Origin of the sequence: Conexibacter sp. S30A1 (genome assembly GCF_023330665.1) — a bacterium.
Lineage (GTDB): Bacteria > Actinomycetota > Thermoleophilia > Solirubrobacterales > Solirubrobacteraceae > Palsa-465.
Genome location: NZ_CP097127.1, coordinates 2066741 through 2086324, shown reverse-complemented (window position 1 = coordinate 2086324; position 19584 = coordinate 2066741). Strand labels below are relative to the sequence as shown.

The 19584-nt window shown below is 70.6% G+C and carries 21 protein-coding genes; 12 read left to right on the top strand and 9 right to left on the bottom strand.

Features of this window, described 5'->3' with window-relative positions; genetic code table 11:
- Nucleotides 1–234: 234 nt before the first annotated feature.
- Together M3M54_RS10200 and M3M54_RS10195 are read left to right on the top strand one after the other, a co-directional pair.
- Nucleotides 235–1812 carry an amino acid permease gene (locus M3M54_RS10200; RefSeq protein WP_249018937.1) on the top strand — a complete coding sequence of 526 codons (1578 nt, stop codon included), beginning with the start codon at nucleotides 235–237 and terminating at the stop codon, nucleotides 1810–1812.
- Between the two features lie 58 nt (nucleotides 1813–1870).
- Complete coding sequence (locus tag M3M54_RS10195; protein ID WP_249018936.1) at nucleotides 1871–2905, top strand: GNAT family N-acetyltransferase; 1035 nt, start codon at nucleotides 1871–1873, stop codon at nucleotides 2903–2905.
- Here M3M54_RS10195 and M3M54_RS10190 read toward each other — a convergent pair.
- Entirely contained in the window at nucleotides 2899–4242 is a 1344-nt protein-coding gene (locus M3M54_RS10190) for a reverse transcriptase family protein (protein WP_249018935.1), read from the bottom strand. The genes M3M54_RS10195 and M3M54_RS10190 overlap by 7 nt on opposite strands.
- A 273-nt stretch (nucleotides 4243–4515) precedes the next feature.
- On the opposite strand from M3M54_RS10190, the gene M3M54_RS10185 reads away from it, so the two are divergent.
- Nucleotides 4516–4920 carry a VOC family protein gene (locus M3M54_RS10185; RefSeq protein WP_249018934.1) on the top strand — a complete coding sequence of 135 codons (405 nt, stop codon included), beginning with the start codon at nucleotides 4516–4518 and terminating at the stop codon, nucleotides 4918–4920.
- Between the two features lie 4 nt (nucleotides 4921–4924).
- Nucleotides 4925–5350, top strand: a complete 426-nt coding sequence (locus M3M54_RS10180; protein WP_249018933.1) for a secondary thiamine-phosphate synthase enzyme YjbQ — start codon at nucleotides 4925–4927, stop codon at nucleotides 5348–5350.
- Nucleotides 5351–5568: 218 nt separating this feature from the next.
- Here the strand turns inward: M3M54_RS10180 and M3M54_RS10175 are convergent, their stop codons facing one another.
- Nucleotides 5569–6354, bottom strand: coding sequence for a crotonase/enoyl-CoA hydratase family protein (locus tag M3M54_RS10175; RefSeq protein WP_249018932.1), 786 nt, complete (start codon nucleotides 6352–6354; stop codon nucleotides 5569–5571).
- The gene (nucS, locus tag M3M54_RS10170) at nucleotides 6351–7043 is read right to left on the bottom strand and encodes an endonuclease NucS (RefSeq protein ID WP_249018931.1); all 693 of its coding nucleotides are present in this window, start codon (nucleotides 7041–7043) and stop codon (nucleotides 6351–6353) included. Before nucS ends, M3M54_RS10175 begins: the two co-directional genes overlap by 4 nt.
- Nucleotides 7044–7100: 57 nt before the next feature.
- Between nucS and M3M54_RS10165 the strand changes: the two genes are divergently transcribed.
- From M3M54_RS10165 to M3M54_RS10150, 5 genes are all read left to right on the top strand, one after another.
- Complete coding sequence (locus M3M54_RS10165) at nucleotides 7101–7343, top strand: AbrB/MazE/SpoVT family DNA-binding domain-containing protein (protein WP_249018930.1); 243 nt, start codon at nucleotides 7101–7103, stop codon at nucleotides 7341–7343.
- Nucleotides 7340–7732 (top strand): type II toxin-antitoxin system VapC family toxin, encoded by a 393-nt coding sequence (locus M3M54_RS16955; protein WP_371878573.1) that lies wholly within the window; start codon nucleotides 7340–7342, stop codon nucleotides 7730–7732. Before M3M54_RS10165 ends, M3M54_RS16955 begins: the two co-directional genes overlap by 4 nt.
- Before the next feature lie 187 nt (nucleotides 7733–7919).
- Nucleotides 7920–8111, top strand: a complete 192-nt coding sequence (locus M3M54_RS10160) for a hypothetical protein (RefSeq protein ID WP_249018929.1) — start codon at nucleotides 7920–7922, stop codon at nucleotides 8109–8111.
- Between the two features lie 6 nt (nucleotides 8112–8117).
- Nucleotides 8118–9122, top strand: coding sequence for a GNAT family N-acetyltransferase (locus M3M54_RS10155; RefSeq protein WP_249018928.1), 1005 nt, complete (start codon nucleotides 8118–8120; stop codon nucleotides 9120–9122).
- Nucleotides 9098–9529 (top strand): uridine kinase, encoded by a 432-nt coding sequence (locus M3M54_RS10150; RefSeq protein WP_249018927.1) that lies wholly within the window; start codon nucleotides 9098–9100, stop codon nucleotides 9527–9529. The genes M3M54_RS10155 and M3M54_RS10150 overlap by 25 nt, the downstream gene beginning before the upstream one ends.
- A 39-nt stretch (nucleotides 9530–9568) precedes the next feature.
- On the opposite strand, the gene M3M54_RS10145 is transcribed toward M3M54_RS10150, so the two are convergent.
- Nucleotides 9569–10309, bottom strand: coding sequence for an alpha/beta fold hydrolase (locus M3M54_RS10145; RefSeq protein ID WP_249018926.1), 741 nt, complete (start codon nucleotides 10307–10309; stop codon nucleotides 9569–9571).
- Between the two features lie 99 nt (nucleotides 10310–10408).
- Between M3M54_RS10145 and M3M54_RS10140 the strand changes: the two genes are divergently transcribed.
- Nucleotides 10409–10843 carry a GNAT family N-acetyltransferase gene (locus M3M54_RS10140; RefSeq protein ID WP_249018925.1) on the top strand — a complete coding sequence of 145 codons (435 nt, stop codon included), beginning with the start codon at nucleotides 10409–10411 and terminating at the stop codon, nucleotides 10841–10843.
- Nucleotides 10844–10968: 125 nt separating this feature from the next.
- Here M3M54_RS10140 and M3M54_RS10135 read toward each other — a convergent pair whose 3' ends face one another.
- The 4 genes from M3M54_RS10135 to M3M54_RS10120 form a co-directional block, all read right to left on the bottom strand.
- Nucleotides 10969–12132 (bottom strand): SLC13 family permease, encoded by a 1164-nt coding sequence (locus M3M54_RS10135; protein ID WP_249018924.1) that lies wholly within the window; start codon nucleotides 12130–12132, stop codon nucleotides 10969–10971.
- A 73-nt stretch (nucleotides 12133–12205) separates the two neighbouring features.
- Nucleotides 12206–14512: an MMPL family transporter gene (locus tag M3M54_RS10130; RefSeq protein WP_249018923.1), complete on the bottom strand. Its 2307-nt coding sequence runs from the start codon at nucleotides 14510–14512 to the stop codon at nucleotides 12206–12208.
- Between the two features lie 152 nt (nucleotides 14513–14664).
- A complete protein-coding gene (gene folP / locus M3M54_RS10125; protein ID WP_249018922.1) occupies nucleotides 14665–15555 on the bottom strand; it encodes a dihydropteroate synthase in 891 nt (296 codons plus the stop codon).
- Complete coding sequence (locus M3M54_RS10120) at nucleotides 15555–16139, bottom strand: dihydrofolate reductase family protein (RefSeq protein ID WP_249018921.1); 585 nt, start codon at nucleotides 16137–16139, stop codon at nucleotides 15555–15557. The genes folP and M3M54_RS10120 overlap by 1 nt, the downstream gene beginning before the upstream one ends.
- Before the next feature lie 40 nt (nucleotides 16140–16179).
- On the opposite strand from M3M54_RS10120, the gene M3M54_RS10115 reads away from it, so the two are divergent.
- Nucleotides 16180–16497, top strand: coding sequence for a co-chaperone GroES family protein (locus tag M3M54_RS10115; RefSeq protein WP_249018920.1), 318 nt, complete (start codon nucleotides 16180–16182; stop codon nucleotides 16495–16497).
- Nucleotides 16498–17175: 678 nt separating this feature from the next.
- Here M3M54_RS10115 and M3M54_RS10110 read toward each other — a convergent pair.
- Nucleotides 17176–18423: a tetratricopeptide repeat protein gene (locus M3M54_RS10110; RefSeq protein ID WP_249018919.1), complete on the bottom strand. Its 1248-nt coding sequence runs from the start codon at nucleotides 18421–18423 to the stop codon at nucleotides 17176–17178.
- A 142-nt stretch (nucleotides 18424–18565) separates the two neighbouring features.
- Here M3M54_RS10110 and M3M54_RS10105 point away from each other — a divergent pair, with 142 nt between their 5' ends.
- The gene (locus M3M54_RS10105) at nucleotides 18566–19570 is read left to right on the top strand and encodes a hypothetical protein (RefSeq protein ID WP_249018918.1); all 1005 of its coding nucleotides are present in this window, start codon (nucleotides 18566–18568) and stop codon (nucleotides 19568–19570) included.
- Nucleotides 19571–19584: the final 14 nt, after the last annotated feature.

Genomic DNA, 19584 nt, shown 5'->3' with positions numbered 1-19584 from the left:
CGGCGAAGCCGACCCGAGCGAGATTAGCGCCTGGCGATGGCCAGCGGGGGCTGCGGATGGCTGTAGAGCCCGCAAATAGCGCGAAAATGGACCGGTTGCCGGGCTTGTCGGGGGAGGACTTTCGCGTTGGTGCTTGACGCGCGATCGTGGCATTTGCGACGATGTCGCCCGTAAAGGTCCGGCTCGCGGTCATTTACGGGCGATGGACCCAGATCACACGACCAGGGAGATCGCATGGCCAATCGCAGTCTCACGGCAGACGAGCAGCGTCTAGCCGAACTCGGTTACAAGCAGGAGCTCGCGCGCGGTTGGAGCGGCTTCTCCAACTTCGCCATCTCGCTGACGATCATCTGCATCCTCTCCGGCTGCTTCACCACCTACAGCCAGGCCTGGAACGACGGGGGGCCGGTGGCGATCTCGATCGGCTGGCCGGTGATCAGCCTGCTGGTGCTGCTGGTCGGCCTGTCGATGGCCGAGCTTGCCTCTAAGTACCCCACCGCGGGCGGGATCTACTACTGGGCCTACAGGCTCGGCGGCGTCCGCTGGGCCTGGTTCACGGGCTGGTTCAACCTGCTCGGCCTGGTCGCGATCACCGCCGCGGTCGACTACGGCGCAGCCAGTTTCCTGAACTCCGTGCTGGCGCTCTACGGCCTGCACTTCGTCTTGAACTTCGCGACCACGAGCCCGTCGGCGATCCTCCAGCACACCTTCGTGCTGTTCGTGCTGATCCTCGCGGCCCACAGCGTCATCAACGTCTTCTCCTCGCACCTGGTCTCGCTGCTCAACCGCATCTCGGCCTGGTGGATGCTCGGCGGTGTGATCGTGATCGTCGCGGTGATGGCCTTCGCGCCGGCCTCACACCAGAGCTTCGCGTGGGTGTTCGGGCACCGCTCAAACTACAGCGGTTTCCCCGGCGGCATGTACGCGTTCTACGTGCTGCCGCTCGGGTTTCTCTTGACGATGTACACCTTCACGGGCTACGACGCCTCCGCACACCTCTCGGAGGAGACGCGCGAGGCCGAGGTCGCCGCGCCCCGCGGCCTTTACCGCTCGATCCTCTACTCGGCCGTCGGCGGCTGGGCGGTGCTTTTGGCGATCACCTTCGCCGCTACGCACATCAAGGCGATCAACGGTGCCGGCGGCACCTCGGTGGCGGTGATCGAGTCGGCGCTCAGCCCCGGCTTTGCCAAGCTGGTGCTGGACATCGCGACCGTCGGGCAGCTCTTCTGCGGGATGGGCTGCGTGGCCGCGGCCTCACGCATGGTGTTTGCCTTCTCGCGTGACGGTGCCGTCCCTGGCCATGCTCTCTGGCGGCGGCTGAGCGCCAAGAAGACCCCGACTTGGTCGGTCCTCTTCGTCGTCACCTGGTCGCTGATCATCACCATCCCGGCGCTGTTTGGCAACAAGATCGGGACGCCGGTCGCCTTCTACGCGGTCACCTCGATCACGACGATCGGCCTCTACATCGCCTACGTGCTGCCGGTCTTCCTGCGCTGGCGGATGGGCGACCGCTTCGAGCCGGGGGTCTGGAACCTCGGTAAGCACTACCGCTGGATCAACCTGGTCGCGGTCACCTGGGTCGTGCTGTGCGTGATCATCTTCTGTCTGCCCGGCTCGCCGGCGGCGGTGCCCTGGAACTCGAGCTTCAGCTGGAGCGACTTCAACTATGCGCCGGTGGTGACGATCGTGCTGGCGCTGGGTGTGTGGATCGCCTGGGAGCTGAAGGCCAAGCACACCTTCAAGGGCCCTGTCCGGACGGTTGATGACCCGGACGTCGGTACGCCCGAGGATCCGGCGCTGATGCCCGCCTGAGTCGGTCGCCCGGGCGGCCAGCCGCGGCTGGCCGCCCTGGCGCGGTAGGCTCGGCGCGGTGCGGATCGTCGTGGTCGACCCCTCCGATGCGGCCGCGGTGGCGGCCCTGCACCGGATCTACGTAACCGTCGGCCAGGCTGACAACCCGCAGACGTTTGTGGCCGCGCCGGTGGCGGAGATCCGTGAGGTCCTGGCGGCACCCACAGCGCGCTTTGAGTTCACCGCGTTCTTGGGCTTCGCTGGCGATGAGCCGGTTGCCAGCGGTTGGGCGGCGCTTGGCCGTAGGGACGCCCCCCACCTCGCCTACCTGACCCCCAGGGTGCTTCCGCAGCAGCGCCGCCGCGGCCACGGCAGCCGCGTGCTCGCCGCCATGGAGCGTCACGCCGCCACCCACGGGCGCACGCTGCTTCTTTCCACGGCGGTGTGGGCAGCCGAGCACGGCCCGGACGGCTCGGGCTCGGCGCCGGTCGGCTTTGCGGCGGCGCGCGGCTTCAGGCTCGCCCACACGAGCGTGAGGCTGAAGCTCGAGCTGCCCACCGACCGCGGCCGCCTGGACGCCCTGCTTGCCCAGCGCGCCGCGCGGCGGGCGGGGTACACGACCAGGAGCTGGGTCGGGCCGGTGCCGCAGGAGCTGCTCGCGGGCTGGGCGGTGCTGCACGCGATGCTGTCTGAGGATGAGCCGCACGGCGAGCTCGAGCGCCCGGCCGAGACACCCGACCCCGACGCGATCCGCGACGACGAGCGGATCCTCGCTGAAAGCGGCCGCGTGAAGGTGAACGCGGCGGTGCTCTCACCGGCCGAGGCGCTCGTCGCCTTCTCGAGCATCCTCACGCGGATCAGCGCGCCGGATGCCGCCTTCCAGCAGGGCACGGTCGTTGACCGCAACCACCGCGGGCGTGGCCTGGGCGCGCTGGCCAAGGTGGCGGCGCTGCGCCTGCTGGAGGAAACCCGCCCGGACATCACCGCCGTGGTCACCGAGAACGCCCAGGACAACGGCCACATCCTCGAGCTCAACCGCGCCGTGGGGTGCGTGCCGGTCCTGTACTCCGGCGATTTCCAGCGGCACCTCACCGCTCCAGCCGCGCCTCACTGATGCCAGTCGATCAGCGCGAACCGCTCGCGGAGCCTGGCGCCGTGCTGCGGGTTGAGCGCGGCGACCCAGGAGATCCGTCCCAGCAGGTGGGCGCGGAAGTCCGGCAGCTGATCGCGGTTCTGTGAGACCGGACCGTGCAGGGCCGCGTTGTGAAGGATCGCCTTCAGGAGCTCGTACTCATCGCGCGCGACGTTCGCGTGCCGGTTCACCACGACCCCACAGACCCGCTGTCGCCCGGCCTGGGTCACCAGCGTCGACTTCGCCTCGTTGATCGCGAACCCCTCCTCGCGGGCGATGTCGGCCACCGCGCGGCGAAGCAGCTTCGCTTGGCGCACGAGGCGCTGTGACCCTGAGAAGGTGAGGTCGTCGGCGTAGCGGGTGTAGGTCGCCTCCAGGGTGCGTGCGAGTCCGGTGAGCCGGCGGTCAAGCCCGAAGGCCGCGAGGTTGGCAAGCGCCGGTGAGCTCGGCGCGCCCTGCGGCAGATGCGGCGTGGCGAGCTGGCGGCCCAGCCGGTGGTGGGCGGTCAGGTTTGCCGGCTCGGGCGGCCGTGGCAGGGAGTTCCAGAAGGCGGCCGAGACCACGTTGGTGGCCAGGGCGGTCAGCGTGTGCGCGACCGACTCGGGGTAGCCGGCGCTGCGGAAGATGCCGTAGATACGCCCGGCCTGGATCGAGGCGAAGAAGTCCTGCAGGTCGATGCGGATCACCACGTGGCTTACGGTGTGCGCCGAGGCGTGGCTTATGACCGAGCGGCCCGCCGTGAATCCGTGCGCCGCCGCGTGCGCGGGGATCCAGTCGAGGATCTCGTGCAGGACCTGGCGCTGCGCCGACTTCAGCCGATGCTTGGGGCGCTCGATCACGCGGGGGGCGCGAGCGGGCCGGGCGATCGTGGCGTAGTGGTAGTTGCGCAGGCGTTCGTCGGTCGCGGTGCGTTCGAGTGCGTGCGCGTCGGCCAGCCAGGCAAGCTCGCCGTCGCGCAGGCCGAGCCGCTTGGCGAGCTCGCCGGTGGTGGCGATCGGTGGCACCGGCCAGTGGCCGCGGGCCATCTCGGGGCTTGGCGCGTGCCAGCGGCGGGGGTGCGGGTGGGGGGCCTCGGCCTGCTCGCTCGGCGGCTCGGCGGCGAGCAGCGCGTCGATGTGTCTTGCGAGCTCGCGTGGGCGGTCGGTGGGCGCGCGTGGGTAGGCGGCGATCACCTCGCGCACCAGTCGGGCAAGCCAGGGCTGGTGCTGGTCAAGCGCGTCGTGCGCGCGCTGCACCAACGCCGGCTCCTCCCACACGCCCGCGAGCAGGGCTCGCGCCAGGCAGCGGGCGATATCGGCGCGGACGCGGCTCGGGTACATCAGTGGAGATGATGGCGGCGTTGCGCGCCGACTGCACTTGGTCCTGCGCGCCCTCCACTGCATCTGCAGGATGCAGCGACGGGCTCGCGCTGCGCTGCTTTGGTCATGCTGTTTCCCCGGGGTGGCCCCGGAGAGGGTCTGGTGCCCGTGGGCGCCGTCTCCTAGCTCGCTCGCGCAACGCCGCTGGTGCGACCGTAGCGCGTGCCGTGAGCCTGTGCGGTTGTGCGGCCGCGAGCCTGGCTCCAAACCGGCTCAGCCGGTAGCCTCCTGACGGTGTTCGACCACGTTGGTGTGGCGGTCAGCGACCTGGACGCCTCCACGGACTTCTACCGCACAGTGCTGTCGGTCCTCGGGCGCGAGCCGAGCCACGCGGACGAGCTGATGGTCGGCTGGGAGGACTGGTGGATCGGTACTGCCGATGCACAGCACCCGTTGACGAGCGCTCTTCACGTCGGCCTGCGCGCGTCGAGTCGCGCGATGGTGGACGCGTTCTGGCGGGCTGGGATCGAGGCCGGTTTTCCTGACGCGGGTTCGCCGGGGCCGCGCGCCGCCTACGCGGAGGACGACCACGGCGCATTCCTGCTCGACGACCACGGCGCATTCCTGCTCGACCACCACGGCGCATTCCTGCTCGACCCCGACGGCCACAACGTCGAACTCCTCAACCACAACCGCTGATCCCATGATCTGGGTCCAGGGCAGGATCACGCTGGCGCCGCGCTCGCGCGGCTTTCACCTCGTGACACGGGAGATCCTGGATGGGATCGACGGACTCGCTCAGATCCGGGTGGGGCTGCTGCACCTGCTGCTGCAGCACACCTCCGCTTCGCTGACCTTGAACGAGAACGCCTCACCCGACGTGCGGCGCGACTTCGAGTCCTGGTTTGACGATGCGGTGCCCGAGCGGGCGCGCTACTGGACGCACACGCTCGAGGGCTCAGACGACATGCCGGCGCACATCAAGGCCTCGCTGCTCGGGCCATCGCTGGTGCTCCCGCTGCACCAGGGACGCCCGGCGCTCGGCACCTGGCAGGGGATCTACCTGTGTGAGCACCGCGACCACGGCGGACCCCGGTCGCTGGTCGCGACGGCCTTTGGTGAGGGTTGAGGCGCTCCCGCGCAAGGCGGGTCGCGCTCTCCCTCGATGAGCGGCCTCCTGCTGCCGATGAGCAGCCTCCAGCCCCCAAATCTCTTCCGCCTGGGGAGCTTTGTGCATTTCGGGCGGCTGGAGCGCGCGAAATGCACAAAGCTGGCGTTCGTGCGGTGATTTGGGGGCCAGAGGCTGTTGGACAAAGTCCCGACACGCAGCGCCGGCAGCTGGATGCGCTATCTGCCCTGCCAGACCGGCGCGCGCTTCTGCGCGAACGCGAGCGCGCCTTCGCGTGCATCCTCTGAGTCAAAGATCGGCTCCCAGATCTCGGCCTGGCGGGCAAATGCCTCGGCCTGGGGCCAGTCGGCCGACTCGCGCAGTATCCGCTTGCTGCCGGCGAGCGCCAGGGGTCCGTTCGCGGCGATCGTGGCAGCCAGCTCCAGCGCCTGGGCCAGTGCCTCGCCTGGTTCGGCAAGCCGGTTGACGAGCCCGAGTGCATGGGCGCGCTCGGCGCTCAGTGGGTCGCCGGTCAGCGCCAGCTCGTTGGCAACGTTGCGGGGCAGCATGCGCGGCAGGCGCAGCAGGCCACCGCCGGCTGCGACCAGCGAGCGCTTGGCCTCGGGGATGCCGAGCTTCGCGCCATTGGCGGCGACGATCAGGTCGCACGCGAGCGCGATCTCGAGGCCGCCGGCCACGGCAAAGCCCTCGACGGCGGCGATCAGCGGCTTGTCGGCGGAGCGCTCGACGATGCCCGCAAAGCCACGGCCGTCGACCCAGGGGCGCTCGCCCGCGGCAAAGGCCTTGAGGTCCATGCCGGCGCAGAAGTAGCCGCCCGCGCCGGTGATCACGCCGAGCGCAAGTGCGGGGTCGGCATCGAGCTCGTCCAGCGCCGCGGCGACGGCGTGCGCGACCGCGGCGTTGATCGCGTTGCGCTGTGCGGGTCGGTTGAGGGTGATGATCAGGGTGCGCTCGTGGCGCTCTGTCAGGACCGGCTGATCTGGGTGCGGCTCAGGTTCGCTCATGCTGTGAAGAGTCGCAGCTCCGGCTCGCGCTCGCCACGCAGCACCGCCAGGTCGACCTCGACACAGTCGATTCCCCGCGACTGTGCGAGCACGCGGGCCTGTGGCTTGATCGACTGAGCCGCCAGCACGCCGCGACAGCTGGCGAACTGCGGGTCGGTTCTCAGACGTTCCAGGTAGCGCGTGATCTGCTCTACCGACTCGATCGTCGCGATGCGCTTGATCTCAACCGCAACCCACTCGTCGTCCGCGTCGCGGCACATCAGGTCGACCGGGCCGATGTCTGTTGGCCACTCGCGCCTGACCAGCCGCAGCCCCTCGCCACAGTGATGGGGTCGCTCGGCCAAGAGCTCCTGCAGGTGCGCCTCCACGCCGTCCTTGGCCAGGCCGGCGGCCTCTTCCGGGCTGCCCATGTCATGGGTGACATCGGACAAAACCTCGGTCAGGATGATCTGCAGCCGGTCCTCACTGCGGCCGGCGTGCTTGCGTACCACGATCCGCTGCGGTGGCTCTCCCTCCTGCTCGATCACCGTCGGCGGAGTCATCCAGTTCAGCGGCTTGTAGCCGCCGCTGTCTGCGTGGATCAGGATCGACCCGTCCTCCTTGACCATGATCAGCCGAAGCGCTTCGGGCAGCACCGTGTCGAGCCGGCCCGAGTATTGAGCCGAGCATCTGGCAACGATCAGTCGCATCAGCAAGCCAACGGTACCGGCTGTCACTGACAGCGAGCACGGTTATACTTCTTCGGTATGACTACGACGATGGGCGCCAAGGGGCAGGTCGTCGTGCCCAAGGCGATCCGAGATGAGGTTGGGTTGCAGCCGGGGGATCCGATCGAGTTCGAGCTGCGCGACGGAGAGGTCGTATTGTCCCGAGGTTCCAGGGAGATGCGCCCGCTTGGCGGCCGATACGCCGACACCGATCTGCTCACGGGCCTGATGGAGGATCACGCTCGTGAGGTGGCCGAGGATCTGGCCAACGATCGTCGGTGAGCGTCTGCCTCGATTCGTGGGCGTTGATCGAATGGCTGCGTGGGCGTGAACCTGCGCTCACGCGCATCAACGGAATTATCGACGCACGCCCAACTGTCAGCTGGATCAATCTCGCAGAGGTTTATTACAGGCTGGAGCGTATGCGCGGTCGCGAAGCTGCCGACGGGACGCTGGCTGACCTCCGGAGCAAGGTGGTCGCGGACCAAGCCACGCCAGCCCGCTGTGTTCAAGCCGCCCGACTCAAGGCGGCCAACCCGATTGCGCTCGCAGATTGCTTCGCTCTGGCGACAGCCGTCGCCCACGGCTTGACTCTTTGGACTGGAGATCCAGAGATCCTGGGGCTGGACGATCCTCCGTGTGAGGTCGAGGACCTCCGGGGACTCAGCTAGCTGCAGTCCGGAGGCTTGTGGTCACCGGCGGCCGCGTGGAGCGCAACAGAGCCGTCGGCCTTGACCATGATCAGCCGGAGCGCCTCGGACAGAACGCGGTCCGAGCTGACCGGAGTAGGTGGCTGAGTGGCCGGTCGGAGTTCACGCAGCGCACGCGGTGCAGCCACGGCCAGGAAGCGGGGTTCGGGTGCCGCTGACAGGCATCGATGCCGCACAGGCCCAGGCCTGGTTCCCGATGCTCGGGCTGTCGATCCGCGTGGTTGCGCCCGGCGAGCCCAGCACCACCTACCACGCCGAGGCCGATCAGGAGGGGTTCCTGGTGCTCGCGGGCGAGGCGATCCTGATCATCGAGGGCCAGGAGCGGGCGCCTTCGCAGTGAGACTTCGTGCACTGCCCGCCGGGGACCGGGCACGACTTCGTCGGTGCGGGCGCCGGGCCGTGCGTGCTCCCGTGTGCCGGATCCCGTCGTCTGCTGACACAGGCAGCGCCAACCTCGTACTTCACGGACCCGGTTGCGGCGCGCCACGACGCGAGTCCGCCCCAGGACACGCAGGACGCGGAGGTGGCCTACGCCCGGATCGGTCCGTCGGTGCCGGTTGGCTATCAGCCGGGCTGGCTGCCCCAGCGCACGCAAACGGTGCCAACGTGCTCGGTCGCCAACGGACGCCCGGTCACCGGTCGCGCGCGCGGCCCTAGGCTTCGCGACGCTGTGACCGAGAACCTACGCCACGACTCCTTCTCCTTCGAGCCGCTGCGCCACGAGCACCTCGGCACGCTCGCGCGCTGGCTCGCAGCGGACCATGTGGCACCCTGGTTTGGGCCGCCGGCCGGCGCCGAGGAGGACCCGCTCGGCGAGCGTGATGCCGTCCGGCGCTTTGTCGCCTCGCTCGCGGGTCGGCCGATCGGCCTGATCCAGATCTACCGCTGGAGCGACTTTCCAGACAACGCGGCCGCTGTGGGCGGCCGCATCGGCGAGGTCGGGATCGACTACCTGATCGGTGAGCCTGAGCTGATTGGGCGCGGTCTCGGCCCGGTCCTGATCGAAGCCTTTCTGGACCGCTTCTGCTCCGGCCGGGGTGATGTGGCCGGCGTGCGCGTCGATGTCTCGGAGGCGAACGAGCGCTCCTGGCGCTGTCTTCAGAAGCTGGGCTTCAGGCGCGAGGGCGAGGGGTCACGATCCCGGGGCAGGAGGGGCGCCATTACGTCTACGTTCGCGACCAGGCAAGGGCGAGGACCGTTGCCCAGGCTACGGTGCAGCGGGTGGTCGCGCTCATTCGCGGCGCCCCGCCACCACCGGGCATGCGCTGCCGGGTGCTCGCGATCGACGGGCCCGGCGGCGCAGGGAAGAGCACCATCGCGATCGCAGTGGCGCGCACGCTCGGCGAGGTAGCCATCCTGCACACCGACGACTTCGCCGCGTGGGATAACCCGCTTGACTGGTATCAGCGCCTGCTCGGCCAGGTGTTGGCGCCGCTCGCCAGCGGGGTTCCGGCGCGTTACCAGCGCTACGACTGGGAGTCGAGGAGGCTGGCGGAATGGCATGAGATGGACCCGCAGGAGTTCCTCATCATCGAAGGTGTCGGCTCATCCCAGAGCGCGCTCGCCACTTACCTCTCGGCCCGCGTGTGGGTACGGACCAGCCGCGCCGAACGCCTGCGGCGCGGCCTGCAGCGAGATGGACAGCAGGCGCTCGCGCTCTGGCAGGAGTGGATGCGTGCTGAGGATGAGTACATCGCCGCGCAGCGGCCGGACCGCGCCGCGGACCTCGTCGTGAGCGGCGACGCGCGGCCGGCCTGAAGCATCTGCTGAGAGCCATGTGTATGGCTCCAGCCTGGCCTAGGTGATCGAGTCGACGAACTCCGCGATCGCCGCGAGCGTAGCCGCGTCGGCCTCCACCTGGGGCACGTGGGCGACGCCGTGAAGCCAGTGGAAGCGGGCGCTGGGGATCCGCTCGGCAAGCAGCGGGTTCATCGCGCGGAGGTCCTCGACGTCGAGCCGGCCGGTCATCACCAAAGTCGGGACGGCGATCTTGCCCAGCCGTGGCCAGGCATCGGGAAACTCTGCTTCGGCGCCCGGGCCGGGAGCCTCCGTGGCATGTCTGTTGGCTGCCTCGAAGCTGGCTCGAGCCGCGCCACCGACCCGTCCCTCTGGAGCGGTGGGACCGTCAAGCCAGATGCGCGTCTCCAGGCGCAGAACCTCGTCCACGTCGCCGCGCTCCTCGGCGGCCTCGAGCTGGGCGACGATTTGCACGAGGGCTCCGTCAGGGTCCAGGTCAAAGGGTGGAGCACCGCGAACTCCGGTGCCGATCAGCACGAGCCCCGCGACGCGGTCAGGGGCAGCGAGCACGAGGTCCAGCGCGCGGCTGCCGCCCATCGAGCAGGCGATCACAACGGCACGAGCCATCTCCGCTGCGTCCATCACCGCCAGCGCGTCCGCCACGGGCGACCAACCATCCCCGGGCTCGTGAAGCGTCTCCCCGAAACGCCGCTGATCAAAAGCGACACAGCGGTGACGCGGTGTGAGCGCGCCCACCACCGTATCCCAGCTGCGCCTGTCGCTGACGCCCGCGTGGATCAACAGCACATCCTACCCGCCGGTCTCGCCACTGACGTCGTATGCGAGCTGCGCGGCGCCCGAGCTGGCAAACATCGACCCTCCTCCTCGACGCGGTCACGCGTGTGTTGCGTTGGCCGCCGCGCGCGGGCGCAGGAGGCGGGGGTGATCGCCGATCTGTGGCTCGCATCTCGCCACGCCGCGCCCGGCATGCCGCCATCGGCGCACAGCGACGACGACGTCCGGGTCTGGATCCGGGAGCTGCTGATGCCCTCCTGTGAGGTCTGGGTGGCGACGGAGTGTGACGTCGCCGTCGGGATGCTCGCGCTGAAGGCGCATCGGATCGAACAGCTCTATGTCGCTCCGGCCAGCCAGCGACGAGGGCATGGCTCGCGGCTGCTGGCGGTGGTCCAGGGCAGTCGAGCCAGCCTGGAGCTGTGGACGTTTGAAAGCAACCTGGGTGCCCGCCGGTTCTACGAGGCGCACGGATTCAGGTGGGAGGGTACGTCGAGCAGCGACAACGAGGAGCGTGTGCCCGCTCTGCTTTATCGCTGGTAGGCCGGCGGACCTGGTGTCAGTCCTACGACCGCCGGCCGCGCAGCGAGCGACTCGGCGATCTGTCGGCCGGCGAAGCGGGCCGCCGGAGGGCTCCCGGCGTCCCAGGATCCGCTTGGCGGCGGCGGTCAATGGCCCGCACCCCCGCTCAGTGTGAGCACGGCCATCGCCGCCGCCAGCGCGAGCGGCGCCGAGAGCAGCCCGAGCCCGGCGCCGGCTCGCAGCGACGGTCGCGCCTGGGCCGTGCGCGCCGAGCGCCACCACAGCACCCACGCCAGCGAGCCGCTGACAAACAGGTTCGGCCCGATGTTGAGGCCCACCAGCAGCGCGAAGGGGTGGGGCAGCGCGCGCGCCGAGAGCAGCGAGGCGGCCGGCAGGTTGTTGACCAGCACGGTCGCCCCGGCCGCCAGCGCGGCGGTGGCCCAGGTTCCGAGGTGCGAGAGCAAAAGCGCAGGCCCTGCCCAGGCGCGTCCCAGCGTCCCAAGCGCGACCGCGATCCCGAACAGCCCGACCAGCACCGGCGCCCCCAGAACCTCCAGGGCGCGGGCGCGCGCTGCTCGCGAGGCGCCCAGCCGCGCCGCCACCGCGAGCACACCCACGGCCGCGACCGGCAGGGCGGCGTTGCGCAGCGCCACCACCAGCACGGTCGCGGCGAGCACCGCCACCAGACCGACGCCCCAGCGCGCCTGCATCCCCGGCGAGCTCGGCGCCGCCGCCCGGGCGCGCAGCTGCGCATGGTGGCGCGCCGCGATGACAAGCGCCGTCACAACCACTGCGACAACGTCTGCGGGTGCCATGCGCCGGAAGAACGCGCCGCCGCTCATGTGCACGTGCCCGAGCACGATCAGGTTGGTCAGATTCGAGCCCGGGAGCACCAGCGAGCCCGCGTTGGCCAGCAGGATGCTCGCGTAGAGCAGCGGCGCCTCGCCCTCGCCGCGGCTGCGCGCCGCATAGACGAGCACCGGGGTCAGGAACGCGACCGACGTGTCGAGGTTGAGCAGCGCCGTGACCACCGCGATCATTACGACCGCACCCGCGTAGAGCGCCAGGCCGCCGCCGGCCCGCCGCGCGAGCAGCTGGCCGCCCGCGGCAAAGAGCCCGTCCTCTTGGCTGACCAGCCCGATCAGCAGCAGCCCGGCGACCAGCACAAACGGCGGCCAGTCCTGGCCGGCGGCAGCCCGCGCACCGTCCGGGTGCAGCGCGACGGCCACTGCCAACGCGACCAGTCCGGTGCCGCCGAGCAGCCAGGAAAGCGCCGAGCTGCCTGCCGCCTGCGCGTCCTCGTCTGACATCCGCACGTAAGGCTACGGCGCGTGCGGTGCGGCCGCGCACGCGAGAAGTGCGCGAGCGCGGCCGCGCCGGCGGCTAGGACCTTTGGACCGGCTCAGGATCTCGACTCGCGTGCAGTTCCGAGTCCCCGTTGCTCTCGCGGGCGGGGCCTGGGTCCTGTGCGATCGGCGTCAGGGCTGGCGAAGAGCCCTCGATATTGAACTCGGGCAGGCGCGCGTCCAGCCACGCCGGCAGCTTCCAGGTCACCCGGCCGAGGATCTGCAGGACAGCCGGCAACATCACGCAGCGCACCACCAGCGCGTCGAGGAAGACCGCGATCGCCAGACCGAAGCCGAACTCCTTGATCGTGCGCTCGTCGCCGAGCATGAACGACAGGAAGACGCAGACCATGATCGCGGCGGCGGCTGTGATCACGCGTCCGGTGAACGCGATGCCGTCGGCAACCGCTGCTGTTGCGTCGCCGCGGTGCACCCACTCCTCGCGCACGCGGGAGATCAGGAAGACCTCGTAGTCCATCGATAAGCCGAAGACGACCGCGAACATCAGGACCGGTATCCACGGCTCGATCGGACCCGGCGAGACGCCGAGCAGTCCACCGAGCCAACCCCATTGGAATACGGCCACGGTCGCCCCCAGGGCGCCGCCGATGCTGAGCAGGTTCATCACCGCCGCCTGCAGCGGTATCACCAGCGAGCGGAAGATCACCAGCAGCAGCAGCGCCGAGACCACGACGACCAGCCCGATGAACAGCGGCAGCTTGACCGAGAGCACGTGTGAGAAGTCGATCGAGCCCGCGGTGAACCCGCCGACTGCCGCCTGCACGCCCAGCCGTCGCGCAAGCGGCGGGAAGACCTCGTCGCGCAGCCGGTTGACGAGCGTGACCGTGGCAGCCGCCTGGGGCGAGGAGTGCGGGTAGGCCTCCATCACCGCGACCGTTCCGGAGGGCGATAAGCGTGGTGGCGTCACAGCCACCACGTCCGGAGTCCTGGCGAGCGCCGCGCGGACCTGGCCGACAGCGGCAGTGGCGCTGGCCGAAGCACCGTGGGGCAACTGCACGGCCACCAGCAGCGGCCCGTTGAACCCGGCTCCGAAGCCCTCGGACAGCAGGTTGAAGGCCAGGCGCGTGCTGCTGCCGGAGGGATCGTTGCCGGCGTCGGAGGTGTCAAGCCGCAGTGAGAAGAAGGGGATCAGGCAGGCGAGCATGACCGCCAGGGACGCCAGCGCCAGCGTCTTGGGGCGCGACTGCACCAGCAGACTCCAGCGCCGCCAGCGCGACTCGTTCTCAACGGTGCCGGGAGCTGGGCCAGCGCCCGCCAGCGCCATCGCGCCGGCATCCGCACCGGCAACCGCGGCGCCCGCCGTCGCCTGCTGGCCGCGCCTGCGCACGAGCCGCGCGCCGAAGCGCGAGAGCAGCGCCGGCACGACCGTCAGCGACGCGAGCAACACCAGCAGCACGGCCATGATCGACGCGATCGAAAGCCCGTACATGAACTGCACGCCGGTCGCGAACATGCCCAGCAGTGCGATGATCACGGTCGAGCCGGCGAGCAGGATCGCGCGCCCGGAGGTGTCCATCGCCTCGACCACGGCCGCTTCGACCTCGCCCACCCGCGCGTAGCTCTCACGGAACCGTGTGACGATGAAGAGCGCGTAGTCGACCCCCACGCCGAGCCCGATCATCAGCGCCAGCTCGGGTGAGACGTTCGACATGCTCACGAAGTGCGTCGCCACGCCGATCAGCGCCGTGCCGCTGATCAGGCCGAGGCCGGCGGTCAAAAGCGGCAGCCCGGCCCCGACCAGCGAGCCGAACGTGATCAGCAGGATCACCATCGCGGCGAGCACGCCGACGATCGTCGCGGGCCCGATGTTGAAGCCCTCGGCCTGCTCCATCACCTGGCCGCCGGCGGCCACCTGGAGGCCAGGGACGTGCACGGCCTTGACCTGCGCGAGCACCGGCTTGCCGGTCTTGTCGGGCAGCAGGTTAGCCCGCTTGGCGTAGTCGACCGTCGCAAACGCGATGTGCCCGTTCTTTGACACCTCCACCGCACGCGCCCTGGGCGAGTACGGACTGAGCACGCTGACGACATGCGGGTCGTGGGCAACCTTGGCGAGCAGCGCCTCGATCGCAGGCTTGACGGCCGGCGAGTTGTAGCTGCCGCGCGCGTAGCGGAAGACGATCGTGTCCACGTCGCCGCTCTGGGCCTTGAACTGGCTGGTCAGCAGGTCGGTCACGTGTTGTGACTGCGTTCCGGGCAGCGTGAAGTTGGTCGCGTACTGCGGCCCGACTGCCGAGGAGACCAGGTTTGTGACGATCACGATCGCCACCCACGCGGCCACCACCAGGCGGCGATGTCGTATGCACCAACGCGTGAAGGAGATCATGGAAGGGCGCCTCGCAGGAGAGAGGTTGAGGGGGCGCGCCGCACTGTAGCAAATTACTGAGTGCCAGCTCAGTCTTTCGCCCCCTCGCCGCTGCTTCGGGGGCTCACCTCACCGCGCCGTGCTCGGCCGCTGCGCCAGGGCGCTCACCCGCGCTAATGCTTTGGTGCGATCCACTTCAGGCGCTCGTCGTCGCGGCGACCGCGCATCACCAGCTCGCCGTCGCCGCGCAGTGCCGCACGGGTGCGCAGGTACTGGGTCACCTCGGCTACGTCGTGTACGCGCACGACCTGGGCGCCCGCGTTGACCCCGAACTCGACCGCCGCCAGCGTGCCCGCAAGGCGCTCCTCCGGCCCCGCGTCGGTCAGCATGCCGATGAAGTACTTGCGCGAGACCGCCAGCAAGAGCGGCCGGCCCAGCGCCGCCAGAGCATCGAGGTTGCGCAGCACCTCGATGCTCTCGAGCGGCGCCTTGGCGTAGTCGAGCCCCGGATCGAGCAGGATCTGCTCCGCCGTCACCCCGTGCGCGGTGGCGATCTCCATCCGCTCGCGCAGGAACTCGACGACGTCGCGGACGGGGTCGGCGTAGACGGGGAAGTACTCCTGCTTGGGCTTGGCCCGGGTGTGCATCAGCACCAGCCCGGCTCCGCTCTGCGCGGCGATGTCGGCGACCGTCGCGTCGAGCAGACCGCTCGTGTCGTTGACGAGCGCCGCGCCGGCGGCCACGGCGGCGGCGATGGTCGGCGCCCGCCAGGTGTCGACCGACACGATCAGCCCAGCCTGGGCGAGCGCTGCGACGACCGGGCAGAGCACGTCGATCTCCTCATCGACGCTCACCGGCTCGGTGTCGGTGCGGCCGGAGAGCACGCCGACGTCGATCAGCGTGGCTCCGGCTGCGGCGAGCTCCTGACCGCGGCGCACCTGCTCATCGACACCCGCGAACGTGCGCGAGTCCGCGACGGAGTCGCGGCCGAGGTTGAGGATGCCCATCACGAGCGGCTCACCGGGGACCAGCTCGAGCGTGTGTCCTCCAAGGCGCAGTCGCATCAGCGCAGGATCCCGTAGCGCAGGAAGAGGTGATCGCCACTTAGTGCCAGGCCAAGCAGCTCGAGCTCGATGCCGAGCGGCTGCGCGATCTCGAGCAGGCGCTTCTGCGAGTCGTCGCCCACGAGCAGCGGCGAGATACCCAGGACGAGCTGGTCGATCAGGTGCTCGCTGACCATCAGGCCCAGCAGGCGCGGCCCGCCCTCGCAGATAAGCAGGGCGTCCGGGTGGCGCCTGCGCAGGTCCGCCATCAGCTCGGGCGGCGGCGGGCCCGAGCGGCTGACGCTTACGAGCTCCGGCTCGGGCGTCATGCCGCGCGCCTGCCGGCGGGCGCGCGCCTGGTCGTCCAGCAGCCGGTCGTAGCCCTCGGCCGCGATCGTGCTCGCACCGACGATCACCGCCGCCGCGGCCTCGCGCGCGCCGAGCAGCACCTGCTGATCGGCGTCGCCCGTCAGCTCGCCCACACGCCCCGCGATCGTCGCGCGACCGTCTACCGAGGTGACCATCACGGCCGCCGTCAGCGCGTTGGCGTCGCGCAGGGGCGCTAGGAAGCCTTCGATGTCCGCGTGCAGGCTCGGAGCACTCATCGACTGCATCACAGCAGATCCTCGTTAGGATCGCATCCCCATGCGCCACGAACTGCGCCCTCTGTTTGACCGGGTTGTGATCAAGGAGCTTGACCCCGATCGTGTCCGCCGCTCCGGCCTGCTGGTGCCGCCCGGTAACGACGAGCCGCCGCCCCAGCACGGGATCGTGCTGGCGGTCGGGCCAGGGCTTGACTGGTGGGATCACGTCGGCGTCAAGATGCCCGTCAGCCGCGGCGACCACGTCGTCTTTCCGGCCAGCGCTGGCGCCTGGGTCGAGGTCGACGAGGAGCGCCTGTTGGTCTGCCGCGTCGGTGAGCTGCTCGGGGTGCTGGCCGAGCTGCCGGACGCTCTGGTCTGACCGGCGGCCAGCGGGCCGCCGGTCAAGGCAGGCCGCCGGTCAAGCGCACACGCGGAAAGCGTGGGGTCGCGTCGAACCCGGGCGCCGCGTGCGCTCATGCCCCGGACGCACGCTGAGGCGCTGAGCACTGAGTCGTGTGGCGCCCGGACAGCGGCTGGTGCATCTGGGGGCGTGCACCTGATCGCGAGGCCGTCGAGGGCAGCACGAACCGCGCGGCCGACCGCTGGTCCGGCTCAGCGCTACGTCGGCACCGTTGCGCCCCTAACTCGCCGCGGCGTTACCGGGCAGCCCCGCGTCACCCCCCGGCGACCCGCCATGCGGCGCGCGTTGTTGTGACCGGCGCCCGAGCCGTGGTCATCTGCGGGCGCGCTGCTCGCTTGCGCCGATGGTGGCTTCGCGGGAGCGGTGTCTCAGGCCCCCCGCGAGCGACCTCTCGCCCCCAAATCTCTTTGGCTTTGGGAGCTTTGTGCATTTCGGGCGGCTGGAGCGCGCGAAATGCACAAAGCTCGTGTTCAGGCGGTGATTTGGGGGCGAGAGGCGGTTGATGAAAGCCGCGACAGGAAGCGTCGGCGCATGCGTGCGCTGCCCTCACAGCGCCGCGAGCGGGACGCTCGTGCTCCCGGCGAAGCGGTGCCGGCCGATCGAGCACGACCGCGCGAACGCGAGCGATGCAAGCCGCTAGCCGGCGGGTGCGAGCTCCTGCGGCAGCGCTGCGCGGACGCGCTCGAGCAGCTCGCTGACCTCGGCGTCTGAGCCCAGCTGCAGCGCGCGTTCGCAGGCGGCGATGCACTCGCGCGGGCGGTCGGTGCGCGCCAGCGCGTGGGCGAGCGCCGACCAGGCCAGCGGTGAGTCGGGGGCGATCAGCGTGGCCGCCTGCGCGGCGGAGACCTCGGCACCGACGTCGCCAGCGAGGTGGTGGGCGAGCGCCAGGTCGAGCATGACCTCCACCGTCGGCTCGATCAGGCGGGCGCGCTCGAGCGCCTCGATCGCGCCCGCGCGCTGCAGCAGGCGCAGGCGCAGGCGGCCGAGGCGGGCCCACGCGGAGCCGTCGGCGGGGGTGCGCTCGGTGACGCGCTGCGCCGCCTCGGCGGCAAGGTCGATCGCGCCCATGTCCTCGTAGATGCGCGAGGCGTAGCGCTCCGCCGTGGGTCGGTCGGTCTCGGCGCGGCCCCAGTCGCGCACCGCGCGTCCGGCGGCGGGCAGGTTGCCGGCCTGCCAGAAGGCGACCGTGAGCAGCCGCAGCACGGCCGGGTTGGTGGGGTCGGCGTCGCGGGCGTAGATCAGGCGCTTGGCCGCCAGCTCGGCGTTGCCCTCGGCCAGCGCATGCTGGGCGGCGGTCATGAAGCGCTCGACGCGTTCGGCGCCGGGGTCGGGCTTTGAGAAGTCCACGAACTGCAGCGAGCCGGCGGGCACGGTGCGCACACCCACCTGGAAGGACATGCGCGCCCACTGCTGCACGTCGTCGCCCTCGCCGGAGAAGTAGATGCCGCTGACGGTGCCCACGCCCCACTCGGGGTAGGAGGTGCAGCGCGCGTAGCGGTGCACGACCGAGTGGTCGGGCATGCGCGAGCCGAAGGGGTCGTGGCGCGCGCGGTCGGCGGCCTGCTCACGAGCGCGCTGCTCAGCCTCGTAGGCGCGGCGGCCCTCCTCCTCGCGGGCGCGCCGGGCGGCGGCGGCGGAGACCTTGACCGCGTTGCGGGTGACGCGGCCGTTGCGGGAGCCCTCGGCCAGACGCTCGAGCTCGTCGGCGGCCTCGTTGATCGCCTGCAGGTGGCGCTGATGCTCGTGTTGGCGGCCGGGCGGGGCGATGTCCGGGTGCCAGACCTTGGCCATGCGGCGGCGCGCAAGCTGCACCTCGCGCTTGTCGAAGGGCGCCTCCAACTCGAGCAGCAGGAGGGCCTGTTCGAGGTCCAGGATGCGCGCCATCAACCGCTTAAGGTAGCGCCCAGGCGGCTGTTGGATGCCCGGTTGCAGGTGTGTCAATTGCGTGCCAATCGGAGGGTCCGCGGCGGTCGCGGGCTGGCGCCGGCGTAGCGTCGCGCGGGTGGTCGGTGGACGTTCGGGAGGCTTGGCAAGGATCGCGGCGGCGCTCGCGGCGGGTGCTCTGCTGGTGGCGGGAGGGCTGTGTCTGGCGCTGGTCGGTGCGGTGGTCGGGCTCGGCGGGGTGCCTGGCGTGGGCGGGGCAGCTGCCGTGGGCGGGGCGCCTGCCGTGGGCGGGGCGCTTGGTGGGCAACAGCTCGTCTGCGGTGTGCCGGTCACGGTTGGGGCGACCGAGTACGGCGGGCCGGGTGATCCCTCAAGCGGCACGGTTGGCGCCTCCGGGGTGAACCTGCTGGCGCACCCGGATAGCTTCGCGGAGCTGGGCGGGACGACGTTCGCGGCGGCAGACTCGCTCGGTGGCCTGCCCTACGGCACAGCGCTTGCGATCAGCGCCGGCGGGGCGACGATCGTGGCCCGCAAGGAGGACATCGGCCTGGGTGGCGGCCCGGTGGCTGGCCTGCCGCGCGTGATCGACCTCTGGTGGCGGCTGGCGGCCGCACTGGGTATCCCCTACGAGCACGGCCGCTGGGCTGGCGCGGTCCAGATTGCTCTGCCCGCAGCGGACTGCGCGGGCGCGGCTCCGCTCACGAGCGGCCCGCGCGCGCTGCTGCTGGCCGACGGGCTTGCTGCGGCGCCCGCCGGTGCGCCCGCCGCCGTGCGGGGCATCATCGCCTCGGGCAACCAGATCGTCGGCAAACCCTACGTGTACGGCGGCGGGCACGGCGTACCGCTTGATGTGGTTGCCGCCTCGTATGACTGCTCGAGCAGCGTCGCGCACCTGCTCTACGGGGGCGGGCTGCTCCCGGCCGGCGCGGACCTGACCTCCGGTGACTTTGAGCGATGGGGCGAACCGGGGCCGGGGCGCTGGGTGACGATCTATGCGAGCGCCACGCACGTCTTCATGTACGTGGCGGGTTTGCGCTGGGACACCTGGAACGCCGCTGGGCCGGGAGACGGGGCTGACGGCATCGGCTGGCATCCGCTGGTGCGCTCCGCCGCCGGTTTTGTGGTCCGCCATCCGCCGGGATTGTGAGCGTCCGGGCGCGG

Bases quoted from the DNA above. Each gene is read 5' to 3' on its own strand.
- M3M54_RS10200 (WP_249018937.1), top strand. From the start codon at position 235: ATGGCCAATCGCAGTCTCACGGCAGACGAGCAGCGTCTAGCCGAACTC.
- M3M54_RS10190 (WP_249018935.1), bottom strand. From the start codon at position 4,242: ATGTACCCGAGCCGCGTCCGCGCCGATATCGCCCGCTGCCTGGCGCGA.
- M3M54_RS10180 (WP_249018933.1), top strand. From the start codon at position 4,925: ATGATCTGGGTCCAGGGCAGGATCACGCTGGCGCCGCGCTCGCGCGGC.
- M3M54_RS10175 (WP_249018932.1), bottom strand. From the start codon at position 6,354: ATGAGCGAACCTGAGCCGCACCCAGATCAGCCGGTCCTGACAGAGCGC.
- nucS (WP_249018931.1), bottom strand. From the start codon at position 7,043: ATGCGACTGATCGTTGCCAGATGCTCGGCTCAATACTCGGGCCGGCTC.
- M3M54_RS10165 (WP_249018930.1), top strand. From the start codon at position 7,101: ATGACTACGACGATGGGCGCCAAGGGGCAGGTCGTCGTGCCCAAGGCG.
- M3M54_RS10135 (WP_249018924.1), bottom strand. From the start codon at position 12,132: ATGTCAGACGAGGACGCGCAGGCGGCAGGCAGCTCGGCGCTTTCCTGG.
- M3M54_RS10130 (WP_249018923.1), bottom strand. From the start codon at position 14,512: ATGATCTCCTTCACGCGTTGGTGCATACGACATCGCCGCCTGGTGGTG.
- folP (WP_249018922.1), bottom strand. From the start codon at position 15,555: ATGCGACTGCGCCTTGGAGGACACACGCTCGAGCTGGTCCCCGGTGAG.
- M3M54_RS10120 (WP_249018921.1), bottom strand. From the start codon at position 16,139: ATGAGTGCTCCGAGCCTGCACGCGGACATCGAAGGCTTCCTAGCGCCC.
- M3M54_RS10115 (WP_249018920.1), top strand. From the start codon at position 16,180: ATGCGCCACGAACTGCGCCCTCTGTTTGACCGGGTTGTGATCAAGGAG.
- M3M54_RS10110 (WP_249018919.1), bottom strand. From the start codon at position 18,423: ATGGCGCGCATCCTGGACCTCGAACAGGCCCTCCTGCTGCTCGAGTTG.